This is a genomic window from Lysobacter olei, from assembly GCF_054777355.1.
Window position 1 is genome coordinate 279,087 of the sequence record NZ_BAAHAT010000004.1, and the last position, 14,058, is coordinate 293,144.

General features: G+C 66.6%; 11 protein-coding genes. 3 read left to right on the forward strand and 8 right to left on the reverse strand.

Features of this window, described 5'->3' with window-relative positions; translation table 11 throughout:
* The first annotated feature begins 8 nt into the window (after positions 1-8).
* The 3 genes from ACYVBS_RS07910 (at position 9) to ACYVBS_RS07920 (ending at position 2,077) form a co-directional block, all read left to right on the forward strand.
* A complete protein-coding gene (locus tag ACYVBS_RS07910) occupies positions 9-872 on the forward strand; it encodes a c-type cytochrome (RefSeq protein WP_460822903.1) in 864 nt (287 codons plus the stop codon).
* Positions 873-887: 15 nt separating this feature from the next.
* Complete coding sequence (locus ACYVBS_RS07915) at positions 888-1,415, forward strand: YybH family protein (RefSeq protein ID WP_460822904.1); 528 nt, start codon at positions 888-890, stop codon at positions 1,413-1,415.
* Positions 1,416-1,717: 302 nt separating this feature from the next.
* The gene (locus tag ACYVBS_RS07920; protein ID WP_460822905.1) at positions 1,718-2,077 is read left to right on the forward strand and encodes a copper-binding protein; all 360 of its coding nucleotides are present in this window, start codon (positions 1,718-1,720) and stop codon (positions 2,075-2,077) included.
* Positions 2,078-2,388: 311 nt separating this feature from the next.
* On the opposite strand, the gene ACYVBS_RS07925 is transcribed toward ACYVBS_RS07920, so the two are convergent.
* The 8 genes from ACYVBS_RS07925 to ACYVBS_RS07960 are packed head-to-tail and all read right to left on the reverse strand — an operon-like array spanning position 2,389 to position 14,050.
* On the reverse strand, positions 2,389-3,486 hold the full coding sequence (locus tag ACYVBS_RS07925) for a hypothetical protein (protein ID WP_460822906.1): 1,098 nt from the start codon (positions 3,484-3,486) through the stop codon (positions 2,389-2,391).
* On the reverse strand, positions 3,486-5,075 hold the full coding sequence (locus ACYVBS_RS07930) for an ABC1 kinase family protein (protein ID WP_460822907.1): 1,590 nt from the start codon (positions 5,073-5,075) through the stop codon (positions 3,486-3,488). The genes ACYVBS_RS07925 and ACYVBS_RS07930 overlap by 1 nt, the downstream gene beginning before the upstream one ends.
* A complete protein-coding gene (locus tag ACYVBS_RS07935; RefSeq protein WP_460822908.1) occupies positions 5,075-5,368 on the reverse strand; it encodes a hypothetical protein in 294 nt (97 codons plus the stop codon). Before ACYVBS_RS07935 ends, ACYVBS_RS07930 begins: the two co-directional genes overlap by 1 nt.
* Positions 5,365-7,830: a phosphoketolase family protein gene (locus tag ACYVBS_RS07940; RefSeq protein ID WP_460822909.1), complete on the reverse strand. Its 2,466-nt coding sequence runs from the start codon at positions 7,828-7,830 to the stop codon at positions 5,365-5,367. The genes ACYVBS_RS07935 and ACYVBS_RS07940 overlap by 4 nt, the downstream gene beginning before the upstream one ends.
* Complete coding sequence (locus ACYVBS_RS07945; protein WP_460822910.1) at positions 7,827-8,741, reverse strand: ribose-phosphate diphosphokinase; 915 nt, start codon at positions 8,739-8,741, stop codon at positions 7,827-7,829. Before ACYVBS_RS07945 ends, ACYVBS_RS07940 begins: the two co-directional genes overlap by 4 nt.
* Positions 8,738-10,252 carry a thymidine phosphorylase family protein gene (locus ACYVBS_RS07950; protein ID WP_460822911.1) on the reverse strand — a complete coding sequence of 505 codons (1,515 nt, stop codon included), beginning with the start codon at positions 10,250-10,252 and terminating at the stop codon, positions 8,738-8,740. Before ACYVBS_RS07950 ends, ACYVBS_RS07945 begins: the two co-directional genes overlap by 4 nt.
* A 5-nt stretch (positions 10,253-10,257) precedes the next feature.
* Positions 10,258-11,640 carry an MBL fold metallo-hydrolase RNA specificity domain-containing protein gene (locus tag ACYVBS_RS07955; RefSeq protein ID WP_460822912.1) on the reverse strand — a complete coding sequence of 461 codons (1,383 nt, stop codon included), beginning with the start codon at positions 11,638-11,640 and terminating at the stop codon, positions 10,258-10,260.
* Between the two features lie 25 nt (positions 11,641-11,665).
* Positions 11,666-14,050, reverse strand: coding sequence for a heavy metal translocating P-type ATPase (locus tag ACYVBS_RS07960; protein ID WP_460822913.1), 2,385 nt, complete (start codon positions 14,048-14,050; stop codon positions 11,666-11,668).
* Positions 14,051-14,058: the final 8 nt, after the last annotated feature.

Below are 14,058 nucleotides of genomic sequence, written 5' to 3' on the forward strand. Positions count from 1 at the left end.
ATCATTTCATGCCGTTCGTGACACGAAAGTCCTTGCTCACCTTGAGCATCCTGTCCGGCGTCGCCGTAGTAGCGGTCGCGGGATTCGTCTATTCCGGCATCTACAACGTCGGCGCCGACGACCAGCACACCCGACCGGTCCATGCGCTGATGGAATCCCTGCGCGAACGCTCGATCGAAGTACGGGCGAGCAAGCTCACGCTGCCGGACCTTGGCGAGCAGGCACGCATCGTCCAGGGTTCCGGGAACTACAACGCCATGTGCATGGGCTGCCATCTCGCTCCCGGCATGGCCGCAACCGAGCTGAGCAAGGGACTGTACCCGGCACCGCCAGAGCTGACGAAGAAGGCGGTCGATCCGGCAGAAGCCTTCTGGGTGATCAAGCACGGGATCAAAGCCTCGGGGATGCCTGCCTGGGGCAAGAGCATGGACGACGAGTACATCTGGAACATGGTCGCGTTCCTGCAAAAGCTGCCCACGCTGAGCGAGGACGATTACCAAGCGATGGTGGCCAGCAGCGGAGGCCATTCCCATGGCGGCGGGGAAACCCAAGCGCACGACCATGGCGAAGGCGTGGCCGAGGATCATCACGAAATGCCGACAAGCATGGCCGCGGACGAGCCCAAGCCGCACGCCCATCCGCCGGGGACGCCTGCCCACCATGACAAGGCGAATAGTGCAGCCGCCGAAGCTAAGAAGTCACACGCACACCCGCCTGGCACCCCTCCCGATCATCACAAGCCATCCACGCCTCCACCCGAGTCGAAGCCGGCGCCGGAGACAGTCGAGCATCGCCATGCCGATGGCAAGGTCGAATCGCATCCCGCACCGCAACCCGCCAATGCCGATGACGGCCATGACCACGAACACTGAACCAGGAGTCTGCCCGTGAAATCGATCGCCACGCCACTCGCGCTCTCCCTCGCCCTCGCCCTCGCGCTCGGCGCCATCACAACGGCCGGCGCACAGACGACCCCGCACGCACACCATCCGCAGCCCGCCAAGTCCGACGCGAAGTTCGATGTGCCCCTGGCGACCCAGGCCGCGGTAGCCGTCGTCGATCGCTTCGGCAAGGCCCTTGCTGCTGGCGACTTGAAGACTGTCGAGACGTTGCTCGATGCGGACGTACTGATCCTTGAAGCCGGCGGTGCAGAACGTAGCCGCGCGGAATATCTAGGTCATCACGCGATCAGTGACTCGCAGTTCCTCAAGGGAACGCACAGCGAGCTCAAGCGCCGGCGCGCCCGCATCGATGGCGGCCTGGCGTGGGTTGGCAGCGAGAGCGAGTTGCACGCGAGCAAGGATGGCAAGCCACTGACGTTGCTCAACACCGATACGATGGTGCTGAGAAAGACCGGTGCCGACTGGCGCATCGTTCATATCCACTGGTCTTCGCGGCCGCAGAAGGCCAAGTGAGTTAGCCATGGACACCAAGCACGTACTACCAGCTATCACGCCATCAATGCCGCGGCCTGCGATGCCATGGGGATGACCTTGAGATGAAGCGTTGCGCGGACATTTGCAGGCGCTGCGCGGCAAGCTGTTCTACGATGGAGGCGATGTAGGCCGGTCGGTCCCGTCGGGCGCAACGCCGACGGGACCGGTTTCCAGGGCGCGAGGGGCATCTCTGCGAACCGTGCTTGACTTGCTGCTCCAGCCAAATCCCAATGTGCTGTTGACTTCAAACGCTCTACGTTGATCATCCAGGAGTGAAGCAAATGAAACTGGTTATTCCCATGCTGTTGGTACTGCTCTCGGCCTGTTCCTCACCCTCAGACCCGACCAGCAAGTCACAGAGCGAGCCGTCTCCCAGCGAGGCGGCAGCGCCGACTGCGTCAGTGCCGGCAACAGCGGCAGCCACGGTGTCAGCGACTGGCACGGTCGAGGCAGTGGACGTCGGCGCCGGAACGGTGACGCTTGCGCACGGTGCTATCGATGCCCTGCAGTGGCCCGCCATGACCATGGCGTTCAAGGCACCGAATGTCGACTTGGCCGCTCTCCGCAAAGGAGATCACGTCGCGTTTGAGCTCGTAGCGCAGAAGGACGGCTACGCCATTACGAAAATCACCAAGCAGTAGCCGTAGGACAACAAACGCTCCACCTGCGAGGTCGTCGATATCGGGCGTTTGCGCGACGACCAGGAGGCGCGTCTGTCTGTTTCCCGAGCGATCGATCCAGCAAGGTACGCGAACCTGTTTTTGCCGTGCGCGCGAGCTCTAAGTCCAAGCGTTCCTGGCGCATCCCCATCGGGCGTAGGGTTGTTCGCTGCCGGGCTTTACTAGGGCCATACTACGAACATGCGCACGCCAAGCGGAGGGTTCGCAGCTGTGCTGACCACGTCAGCCGTGGCTGCATGGTTCCATCGCTGGTGCCCCCCTTGGGCTGTCGGCTAGAGCCAAGATAGCGCTGAGTCGGCCAGCTCGCGCTCCTCATCGATGGCCACATTCCATATCCGCGGTCCCGTGCCGCGGTCGATGCGCAAGGCACCTGCCTCGTTGTGACCAAGGTCTGCCGTCAAACCGAGCCATGCCAGCCGAGCGAGGATGCGCTCGCGCAAGCCCGGCGCGCGGTGGCCAATGCCACCGGAAAAGACCAGGTGCTCGAGGCCGCCGATTCCCGTTGCCATCGCGGCAATCGACTGTGCGATACGTACGACGAATAGGTCGACGGCCAATCGGGCTTGGGGCCCGGCGTCCCCGATCAGCAAGCGCATGTCGCCATGGCCGGCGATCCCGGCCAGTCCTCCCCGATGGGAAAGGCGATCCTCGATGGCATTCGCATCCAGGCCACATTCCCTCAGCACGTACAGGAAGGCGCCGGGGTCGAGATCTCCAGAACGCGTGGGGCCCGGGACCCCACCCAGTGGGGTCAGTGCCATCGTTGTGTCACGACTGAGACCGTTCTCCACGGCGCAGACGCTGCACCCGCCACCCAGATGTGCAAACACGGCACGGCCTTGGCGAATGCCTGCGTCCTGACCGGCCACCGTTCGAAGTGCGGAGGCGAAGGCGAGACCATGGAAGCCATAGCGGCGCACGCCCATTGCGTCCCATTCTGCTGGAATCGGCAGGCGTCGACTCCACGGCGCTAGCGAGGCGTGGAAGCTGGTATCGAACGCCACACCGTGTCTGGCTCCAGGCCAGCGGGCGCGCGCCACGCGAACGTAGGCGAGCGCGGCCGGCTGGTGCATCGGGGCCAGCGGTGCCAGTGCGTCGAGCTCGGCTAGCAAGGAATCGTCGAGTTCGAGCCCATGCCCGCGGTCACCGCCGTGTACGAGCCGGTGGACGACCACGTCAGGGGCTTGCTTCGGCGCTGCCAGCGACTCGATCAGTTCTGCGAGGCGTTCCTGCGGCTCGGTGCCACCTTTGATCTCGGCTCGCGAGTATTCGACCAATGCTGGCTTGCCCGCTTCGGCCGCCCCAAGGCCATAGACAGCGCCCTTGAGCGTAGTGGATCCGACATTGAGGGCAAGCAGGGAGCGATCCATCACAGGTGTCCCGAGCGGCTGATGGCGATCACTAGTCGCAACGACAGCAGGCCCGCCGCGACGAAGGCGACGACTGCGAGGAAGGGCAGGTGGCCCAGTAGCTGCGGCCCATCCGCATGCAGCGTCAGCAACGCGCCGCTGACGTACAGGCCAAGCGTTACCAATGCCAGTGCGAGTCGGTTGCCGGTACGGGCAACTGCCTCCTGAGTCGAGTGCAGTCCGTGATGGTGGACTGAAAAGGCGGGACGGCCGTCGCTCAGCTGGGCCTGCCGCAACAGATCTGCTGCGAGCTGCGGCAGCTGGCGCGCGGCGCGCGTCAGCCGCAAGGCCAGCGGGCGCCCGGCAGGACGGCTGGCGTCGATGACGCGCGCGATGTCAGCTGCGCGCGAGGTGAGCGTGCCAAGCAGGTCGAGCGCCGGATCGAGCGCCCGCAACGTGTTCTCGACGAGGAACAAGGTGCGCATCAACACCAGCAGATGCGGCGGTAGTCTGAATCCCTCGCCGTGCCCGATGCGGGCCACCCGCCAGATCGCTTCGGCAATCGACCATTGCGCCAGCGGGCGACTCGCCATCTCGGCGAGGATCAGGTGGATCTCGCGCTCGTGGGTGCGCCGGTCCACGTATGGCTGGAAGAATCCAAGCGCGATGGCGGTGTCGAGTACGGCGGTGGCATCGTCCGCGGCGATCGCCTCGACCATGCCTCCCAGCGCGAGGCGGGACGCAGGATCGAGTACCCCGATCGAGCCGAAGTCGTGCAGGCACAGGCGACCGTCGTCGAGCAGGAACAGGTTGCCAGGATGGGGGTCGGCATGGAACACACCAGCTCCAAACAGCTGGTGCAAGTAGGCGTCCAGCAATGCGCTGGCGAGCGCCGGGGCGGCCGGTGTGCCGAATGCGGATTCCAGGCGCGTGCCATGACTGCGCTCCTGCACCAGTACTTCGCGCGCGGCGAGCGGGTCGATGACGTGCGGCAGCGTGATGGTGGGCAAGTCGTCCATGACGACGGCCATGCGCCGCATGTTCTGCGCCTCGTGCCGCATGTCGATCTCGTCGCGCATGAAACCAGCCAGTTCGTCCACGAGCTCTACCGGACGTTGGCGCTGCAGAGGCGGCCACAGCCACTGGGCGACGCGCACCGTTCGTCGCAGCAGGCGCAAGTCCGCCTGCACCTGGGCATGGATGCCAGGTCGGGTGATCTTGACCACCACGTCGCGCCCATCGTGCAGCCGGGCGGCGTGGATTTGCGCGACCGATGCAGCGGCCAGCGGGGTTTCGTCGAAGCTGGCGAACAATCGGTCGAGCGACGTCTCGAATGCGGCTTCGATGGTGCGGATGGCGTCCTTCGCGGGAAAGGGGGGTACGTCGCTGTGCAGGCGCGAGAGCGTCTCCCGGTAGGGGGCCGGTAGGAGATCCCAACGCAGGCTCAGACCTTGTCCGAGCTTGACGAAGGTCGTGCCCAAGCCCACCAGCGTGGCGCCGACGCGTCCTGGCAGCTGTTCGGGGGCGCGCCGACGCAGGCGCAGGAAATCCATTCCCAGACCGAGTGCTGCCCAAGCGATCTGCAGGCCCCGCCGGATCGTGCCAGCCATCAGAGCACGCCTCCGAACCAGCGCAGCGCGCCAATGATGGCAAGCGCAGCGATCGCAATCCAGCATCCGATGTAGAGCCACTGCCATACCGCGGGCAGGGGGCCGGCCTGCCGATCCAGACGATGTCGCGCCGTCATTCCCACGGCGTGGGCGAGCACGCCGGCAATGAGCATCGGCAGGAGCATGGGCTCAAGCGCATCAGCGAGCCATACACCGGCCGCCATGCCTGCGACCACCGCGCCGGTGAGGGAGAGCAGGTCGGCGCGCTTACGTGCACGCAGCGGGACGTTCATGGCGTCGACTCGGTCATGGGCCTAAGGAGCGTGGCTGGCTCACCGTGGCCGTTGATCGCCGCTATCTCCTCCACGGACAGCAGACCATCGCGCGCCACGTGGAGCACGCGCAATGCTGCATCGACAACGTGCGCCCAGGTGCTGCGGTTGGCGAACAAGAGCCCCGGGACGTCCAGCGTGCCGCCCCGGTTGATGAAGCCCAAGGCGGCGGTGGACGCCGGCCCGGTATCGAGCCGGCGCAAGGCGCCGAGGAAGGGTTCCGGGCGGGTATGGGTCAGGAACACCCGCGGTCGACCCGGCGGGAACAGCGCCTGCAGCTGCGCGTCGTCGTGCGTGTAGCTGGCCTCCTCCGCGTCACGCGGCGTGCGGTAACGGGCGGGCTCACCGAGATAGATGACTGCGGCGGCAATGCCGCGTTCGGTCACCCGCGCGTGCGCGCGCAACACTTCCTGTAACTGATAGGCGCCCGTGGCGACCAGCAGGACCGCGGCCTTCGTCGGATTGCCCGCGAGGGGCAGGGCGCCCATGGCCGCGAGTTCCTCCGCCCGGTTGCGTGTCAGCACGTGCGGCACCGGCCGCTTGGGCACGACAAGCGCGGTGATGGTGCCGCGCTGGGCGTACGCGTGCGACAAGGCTGCCGCGGCGCCGTTGGCGTCCGGAGGGAACACCACGCGTGCGACGTCCGCCATTTCGCCCAGCATCGCCTCGGCCATCGTCGGATCCTGGTGCGACTGCTCGTTCTTGGCGTTCTCCCAAGTGTGCGAGGTCAACACTAACGGCACTCCCAGCCAGCCCGGGGGCCGCCCTGCCTGGGCCAGGTGGCGTGCAAAGATCAGCTCCTGCCGCACGGCGCCGAGCATCTTTGGCGCGAATGCCTCATAGGTGACCACCAAGTTCAGCCCCCCCTTGTTGCCGAGCGCCGCGCACACGACGGCTTCTTCATTGAGCGCGGTGATGACCGCGCCGGAAGTCGATTCGGCGACACCGGGCTCCGGCTCGTGCACCCGGTGCTTCAATGCATCAAGCGTGAGGTCAAGCTTGTTACTGCGCAACTCGTCCGGATTCCCGACGCGCACGCGCAACGCCGGGTTGGCCTCGGCGATCGCCACGAACTGCTCATCCAGTGCGGACATCGGCGAACTGGACCCGCCGCGAGCGCGATCCGCGATCGGCAGTATCCGTGGCGGCGCCACCTGCCGGTCGGCGAGCGCGTGATCCCGCTCGCGCACCCGCTGCTGGGCATCATGGCTATTGAGAACGGCAATGGCTGCGTCGAGCTCTGGCGCTGCAACAAACAGCGCAGCGGCGCCTTCGTTGAAAAGTGCGCGCGCCTGCGTGTCGAATGCCGGATTTCCGGGTAGGGGCAGGTTGTGCGCAGCGTTGGTCCCGGCCCCGGGAAACCCGTAACCCTTGACGGTTTCCGCGATGCCGTAGGGCAGACGGACTTCAACCTCGGGAGAACTGCCGACGGCCTGCAGCCGCGTCTCCATCACGTGGATGCCCCACGCGATACTGGCAGGGTCGCGGCCGTCGAGCGCGACGGGGTCGAAGCCGTTCAGCCGCAGGTGCTGGTCCAGCCACCGTTCCCCACCCTGCTGGGTGATCTGGCTGCGCTGCTCGATGCGACGTCCGTTGAGGATGATGATCGGGCTGACCAGTCCACTGTCCTCGGCACGCCACCAGCGCGGTGCCCAGTCGCTACCGCGCTGTTCCTCGAAGGCGCCGTCGCTGAGGAACGCCACCATCCGCTCGCCCTTAAGCGGTGCATGCACGTATTGCAGTTCGGCGAAGCCGAGGTAGCCGCCTTCGAGCACGCCCCCCGCGGTGTGCGCATTGACGTGCGAACCCAACGGCGATGCCGGGGTCCCATCCGCGTTGAGGCTGTAGGCGTAGAAATCACTCACGAACCGGCTCAGCCCCGCGTCCGAACGGTCGTAGCGCGCGGCATGGGTCGACGTCATGTTACCGACCAGAAGGTTCAGCGCATCGATCGCGGCCACGCAGTGCCCCTGGCCCATCATCCATGCGCGGGTCACGCCGTCGAGCGCGTCCATCAGCAGGTAGCCGGCGTAGGCGGGCACCATGTTCAGCGACCCGCCGGTGTGGCCTTCGGGTGTGGTCTTGAAATCATCGACCTCCAGCGGCGCGCCGTCGGTGCGGACCCGCTGGCTGTAGGTCATGTGCGCCACCAGCCACATGCCGGCACTGGTTAGGCGGTCGGCGGCGGCGAGCCGCTGCCAAGCCGTTTGGGCATCGGGCGTACGGTCATAGGCGACCAGCTCGTCGACCATTTGGTGAACCCGCAACTGGGTCAGCGGGTCGTGGCGGATCACACCGTAGCCGGTCGACCAGCTCGCGAAGTCCGGGTCGGCCTGCCGGTGGGCAGCCGCCAACTCCAATATCCGCTGGCGTTCGGCCGCCGATAGCTGGTCGGCGGTGCAGCAATTGAGATGCAGGTTCATGGCCCCTCCGCGGAGACCGGTGTGGATGCGATCAGCGCCGATGCGGCCGTAGCGAGCTCCGCTCCGAGGGCGATCGCATTCGACTCGTGGGCAATGGTGTCGGTGCTGACGATGCGCGAGAGGCCTGCGGCCTGCAGCTGTGCGTAGGCATCGCCGGCGAACACCGGATGGATGGCCACCAGTACCGGTGGCGGCATCGCCAAGCGCCGCAGGTGAGCCAGCGTTTCCAGAATCGTGCGCCCCGACGAGACGATGTCGTCCACGAGCACCGGCGTGCGTCCCACCGCGGCTTTGGCATCCGGCAAGCTCACGCGCACGTCGTAATCGCCGCGCCGCTCCTTCCTCAAGACCTGGTAGGGCACACCAGCCTTCTCGGCCATGCGAGCCACCCACTGCTCGCTTTCGCTGTCGGGACCGACAAGCATGGCGTCGGGGATTTCCCGCGCGATCCAGCCTGCAATGGCCGGCACGGCCGACACGTGGGCCGCCGGCATGCGATACAGCGACTGCAATTGCTCGAACCTGTGCAGATGCGGGTCGACGGTGACCAGCCAGTCGAAGCTCTCTTCCAGGAAGCGGGCGAACAGTGGCGCACTGACGGCTTCGCCACGATGGAAGCGAGTGTCCTGCCGCATGTAGGCCAGGTACGGAGCAATCACACCGACAGAGCGCGCACCGAACTCGCGGGCGGTCTGCGCCGCGTAGCGCAACGGCAGGGCGAGCGGGTCCGGGTTGCGCAGGCTGGCCACGATCGCAACGTCCGCACCGCCCAGTGATTCATCGAGGGAGACCAGCGATTCGCCGTCCGGGAAGTGGCGCCATGCGATCGGCGCAAGGCGCGCCTGCAAGGCAGGAGCGACCGTGGCAGCCAGCGCAGCATCGGCGGGGAAAGGCATCAGTACGCGATTCATGTCGGCTCCGGGGTGATGTCGAAGGGCGCGTTCGCCGCAGCGTATTCCAGCGCATAGGCCAGTTCCCCACGCGATTGCGCGTGCACCGTGAACAGAGATTCCCCGCGCTCCACCAAGTCCCCGATGCGCAGTGCCGTCTCCAGACCGGCCTCGGGCGAGCCGGGTGCGCCGGCCAGCTTGGCAATGCGCGCCAGGCGGCGGTTGTCGACCGCGGCGATTCGCCCACTGCCGGTGGCAGTGACCTCCGCCGTGAACGGCGCCCGCGCGGGTTCGCGGAAACCTCCCTGCGCCTCGCAGATCGCCAGAAACTTCGCCAGCGCTCTCCCCGAATCCAGTGCTGCGCGCGCGCGTTCCAGGCCGCTACCCGCGAAGCCAGTGGTCGCCAGGTCCAGCAATGCGCCCGCCAGCACCAGGGCGCGATCGCGCAGGTCGACGGGTGCGTCCGTATCGTTGCGCAAGACCTTGAGCACATCCCTTGCTTCCAGCGCCGGACCGATGCCGGACCCCACCGGTTGTATGCCGTCCGAGCGATGCACGCCGAGTTGCAGTCCGAGCGCCCCGGCGGTGCCGCGCAGGCGCGCCGTGAGGTTGGCGGCGGCAGCGTCGCTGCGCACTTTCGCCGTCGGCCCAACGGGCATGTCGATCAGCACATGCGTGGCGCCGGCGGCGATCTTCTTCGACAGCACGCTCGCGACCAGTTGTCCGTCACTGTCAAAGTCCAGGGGGCGCTCTACCCGTATGAGGATGTCGTCGGCGGGGCTCAGGCGGACATTGCCGCCCCAGACGATGCAGCCACTTTCGCGCTCGACCACGCGACGCATCGTTGGCAGATCCAGCGCGACCGGCGCCATCACTTCCATCGTGTCGGCGGTGCCGGCCGGTGAAGTGATTGCGCGTGACGACGTCTTGGGGATGCGATAGCCGAGCGCTGCCACAATGGCGACGACGATGGGCGTGGTGCGATTGCCCGGCAGGCCGCCGACGCAGTGCTTGTCCAGCACGGCGCCGTCGCCCCAGTCGAGGCGTTGGCCCACGGCCACCATCGCCCGGGTAAGAGCGGTGGTCTCCCCGTGATCCAGGCGCTCGCCGGCGCAGGCGGTGACGAAGGCGGCGAGCTCCAGATCGGACAAGCGACTCGCCACGGTGTCCTCCATCAGGGCGAGGTATTGCGTATCGTCCAGCCGCGCACCGAACACCTTGGAGCGCAGCGCTCCCGCCGAGGCGGCGGGCTCGGGATGGCGGAAACTGGCCAGCGCGTCCGGTTCCGGCCGCAGGGCACGCCAAGCCGCTTCGGACAGCGCCACTTCGTCCACGGCAACGAAGTCACCGACCACAACGTTCAACGTCGCGATCGCGGACCGCGTGCCAACCTGCACATGTACCCGGGTCATGGCCGCGAATCCCTCGGAGCGGCACACCTCGCAGTCGCGGTGCATGTACACGACGGGTTGCTGGTAGGTATCGATTCCGGCGCGAATGACGCGCAGGCGTGCATGGGAGGGTGCGTCCATGGTGTTTACGCCTCCGCCAGCGGCACGCGCTCCAGATGTTCGGGCGCGCGGGCGCGCCAGCCCAGTTCGTGCTCGATGCGTCCACGCAGCACGTCCGCGGCATCGGGCTCGCCATGGGTCACGTAGACCATGCGCGGCGCCGACGGCGCAGTGCGCATCCAGTCGAGTAGTTCGCCGGCATCGGCGTGTCCGGAGAACCCCTCCAGTTGCACGACTTCGGCGCGGATGGTGATCTCGCGACCGAACATGCGCAGCGTGCGCGCACCGCTCGCGAGCTTGGCACCCCGGGTGCCGCCCGCCTGGTAGCCCGAGAGCAGGATCGCGTTGCGCTCATCCGGCCCGAAGGCCTCGAGGTGGTGGAGAACGCGTCCCCCGGTAGCCATGCCACTGGCCGAGATGATGATCATGGGTCCACGCCGACGATTGAGCGCCTTGGACTCTTCAACGCTATTGACGAAGGTTGCCAGCTCGTACATGCGCTGGCAGTCCTCGTCCGTGACGTGATGTTCGGCATGGTGGGCGTGGTAGAGCCGCGTGGCATTCACCGCCATCGGGCTGTTGAGGTAGACCGGCACCGCCGGGATCTCGCCCCGCTGCCGCAAGCGTGCCAAGTGCAGCAGTAGGGCTTGCGCGCGGCCTATGGCGAAGGCGGGAACGACGATCACGCCACCTCGGGCGGCCACCCGACGAATGATCGGCGCGAGTTCGGCTTCCTGATCGATGGCCACATGTGCGCGATTGCCGTAGGTGGATTCGCAGACCAGGACATCGCATGCCGGGAGCGGCGAAGGCGGGTTCATCAGAGACTCGTGTTGCCGCCCGAGGTCGCCGCTGAAATGCAGGCGCTGGCCGTGCACGGCCAGGCTGACATGGGCAGCGCCCAGGATGTGTCCGGCCGGATGGAATTTGGCCTCGATGCCGGGCACCACCGGTACGTCGCGTTCGTAGTCATGCGCCTGCAGGCGGCGCAGGCTCAGTTCTGCATCGCGCTCGGTGTACAGCGGAAGCGGCTCCTTGTGCTTTGAAAAGCCCTTGCGCGCGGCGAACCTCGCTTCCTCTTCGAGCAGGTGTCCGCTGTCCGGAAGCAGCAGGCCGCAAAGGGCCGCGCTGCCTGCGGTGCAGTGGATCCGGCCACGGAATCCCTGCTTGACCAGTGCTGGCAAATAGCCCGAGTGGTCCAGGTGCGCATGAGTCAGCACGACTGCGTCGATGGAGGCGGGCTCCACGGGAAATGGTGCCCAGTTGCGCTCGCGCAGCTGCTTGTAGCCTTGGAACAGGCCGCAGTCGACCAGTACACGGTGGCCATTAGCTTCGATCAGGTAGCGGGAGCCCGTTACGGTGCCAGCGGCGCCAAGGAACTGCAGGGTGGACCCGATTGCGTTGCTCATGGGGACTCCATTGAGAGGACGGCGCTCAGGCCACGGCCTGATGAGTGGGAGAAGCAGGGGTGGGTTGCGTGCGCGGAGACAGCCGGACACGCCGCAGCAGCAGCGCGTTGGCAGCCACGATCACCGAACTGCCCGACATTGACAGCGCCGCGATCTCCGGCGACAACGTGAAGGGATAGAGCACCCCAGCCGCGAGCGGGAAGGCGATGACGTTGTAGCCGACTGCCCACGCCAGGTTTTGATGCATCTTGCGCAGGGTGGCCCGCGCAATGGTGATCGCGCGGACGACGTCATACGGGTCACTGCGCATCAGTACGATGTCGGCGCTCTCGATGGCCACGTCGGTGCCAGCGCCGATAGCAAAGCCGACGTCCGCCTGGGTCAATGCGGGCGCGTCGTTGATGCCATCCCCGACCATGCCAACCTTGTGCCCCTGCGCCTGCAGCTTCTTCACTTCGTCGGCCTTGCCACCGGGAAGGACGTCAGCGAGCACGATGTCGATCCCCAGTTCACGCGCCACGCGTTCGGCGGTCGGCCGGTTGTCACCAGTGATCATCGCGACCTTGACGTCACGCCGATGCAGTTCGTCAATGGCTGCGCGGGAGGTATCCCGGATTGCATCGGCGATGGCGATCAGCCCGGCGAGCTGGCCCCCAACACCGACGAAGATCACAGTGCGTCCCGCGCCGGCAAGCCGCAGCGCGTCGGCTTCGAGTGCCGCCAGGTCGACCCCGTGCTCGCCCATGAGCAGGCGGTTGCCGAGCAGCACTGGCACACCATCGAGAATGCCGGTAGCGCCTTGTCCATCGATGTTGGTGAACGCCGTGGCGCGGACGGGCACCGGCCCGGCGCGCTTGAGAATGGCCTGCGCCAGTGGGTGCTCCGAATGCACTTCTACCGCGGCGGCAGTAGCGAGCAGGCGCTCGGACGTCCAGCCGGGAGTCACTGCCAACTCAACCACCTCCGGCGCACCGACGGTCAGCGTGCCGGTTTTGTCGAAGATGACCACGCTGAGGCGGGCGCTCTGCTCGATGGCTTCGGCATGCTTGAACAGGATGCCGTGGCGTGCACCGAGGCCGGTGCCGATCATGATGGCCATCGGCGTCGCCAGGCCGAGCGCGTCGGGACAGGCGATAACGAAGACAGTGATGGTCAGGGTTAGGGCGAACAGCAGCGACTGGCCCAGCCACCAGAACCAGACCGCGAACGTAGCGAGGCCGATCACGATGGCTGCCAGAACCAGCCATTGCGATGCGCGATCGGCGAGCAACTGCGCGGGGGCCTTGGAGTTCTGTGCGTCCTGTACCAGCTTGACGATCTGGGCAAGAGCGGTATCGCTGCCGACCTTGGTCGCCGTGTAAGCGAAGGCGCCGCTCTTGTTGATCGAGCCCCCGACCACGGCGGCACCAGGATCCTTGCGCACCGGCATGGATTCGCCGGTCAGCATGGACTCGTCGACTTGGGAGCTGCCTTCCGTCACCGTCCCGTCGACTGGGATCTTTGCGCCCGGTCGCACGACGACGACATCGCCAACCCGCACGTCGGCCGTGGCGAGTTCGATTTCGCGTCCGTCGCGACGCACCACCGCGCGGGGTGGTGACAGCTTGAGCAGCGCCCTCATTGCGTCCGAGGCGCCGGCGCGCGCCCGCATCTCCAGCCAGTGGCCGAGCAGTACGAAGGTGAGCAGGACCGCGGAGGCCTCGAAGAAGTTGGGGCCACGGAAAAAGAACGTCGAGGCGATGCTGAATCCGTAACCGGTGCCGACGCTGAGCAACACCAGTACCGCCATGTCCAGCACGCCACGCCGCAGGGAGCGAATCGCCGCGCTGAAGAAGGGCCAGCCGGGATACACCACCGCGCCCGTGGCCAACACGAACAGCCAGAGGTTGGCGCTGAGGCCGAACGGAACCGGCGGAGGTTCCATCATCCCCATCGGTGACCACACGAATACCGGGATCGCGAAGATGAGCGCGACCAGGAAGCGGCGGCGCATGTCGCGCGCGGCCGCGTGCAGGTCGCCGCCGTGGTGCATGCCGGCATGCGCGTCGTTGACGTGCTCCGCAGCCGGGTGCGCGGCCGAGCCACCATGGACATGGCTTGGTGCAGAACCTTTTGGGCTTGGTCCGTCTGCCGATGGTGGATGGTGGTGAGCGTGACTTATCGGAGGCATCGCCTCACCGCGACCGCAGCTGAAACCGCAGTCGCGGATGGCTTCCGAAATGGTCGCCGGATCCACCGTGTGCGGGTCGTAATCGACGGCCAAGCGGCCGGCGGTATAATTTGCATCCACCTGCCGGACACCCGGCAACCGAGCGACGGTGGCCTGAAGCGTACGCGCGCAGCCGGGACCGAGCATGTTGCCGATTGGCCAGGCGTGGCGTTGCTCGAGATTGTGCGTTGGCTTATCCACGGTGAGGC

Coding starts and splice junctions, on each gene's coding strand:
- ACYVBS_RS07930 (WP_460822907.1), bottom strand. CDS start 5,075: ATGGCTGGCACGATCCGGCGGGGCCTGCAGATCGCTTGGGCAGCACTC.
- ACYVBS_RS07955 (WP_460822912.1), bottom strand. CDS start 11,640: ATGAGCAACGCAATCGGGTCCACCCTGCAGTTCCTTGGCGCCGCTGGC.
- ACYVBS_RS07940 (WP_460822909.1), bottom strand. CDS start 7,830: ATGAACCTGCATCTCAATTGCTGCACCGCCGACCAGCTATCGGCGGCC.
- ACYVBS_RS07920 (WP_460822905.1), top strand. CDS start 1,718: ATGAAACTGGTTATTCCCATGCTGTTGGTACTGCTCTCGGCCTGTTCC.
- ACYVBS_RS07950 (WP_460822911.1), bottom strand. CDS start 10,252: ATGGACGCACCCTCCCATGCACGCCTGCGCGTCATTCGCGCCGGAATC.
- ACYVBS_RS07910 (WP_460822903.1), top strand. CDS start 9: ATGCCGTTCGTGACACGAAAGTCCTTGCTCACCTTGAGCATCCTGTCC.
- ACYVBS_RS07945 (WP_460822910.1), bottom strand. CDS start 8,741: ATGAATCGCGTACTGATGCCTTTCCCCGCCGATGCTGCGCTGGCTGCC.
- ACYVBS_RS07935 (WP_460822908.1), bottom strand. CDS start 5,368: ATGAACGTCCCGCTGCGTGCACGTAAGCGCGCCGACCTGCTCTCCCTC.
- ACYVBS_RS07925 (WP_460822906.1), bottom strand. CDS start 3,486: ATGGATCGCTCCCTGCTTGCCCTCAATGTCGGATCCACTACGCTCAAG.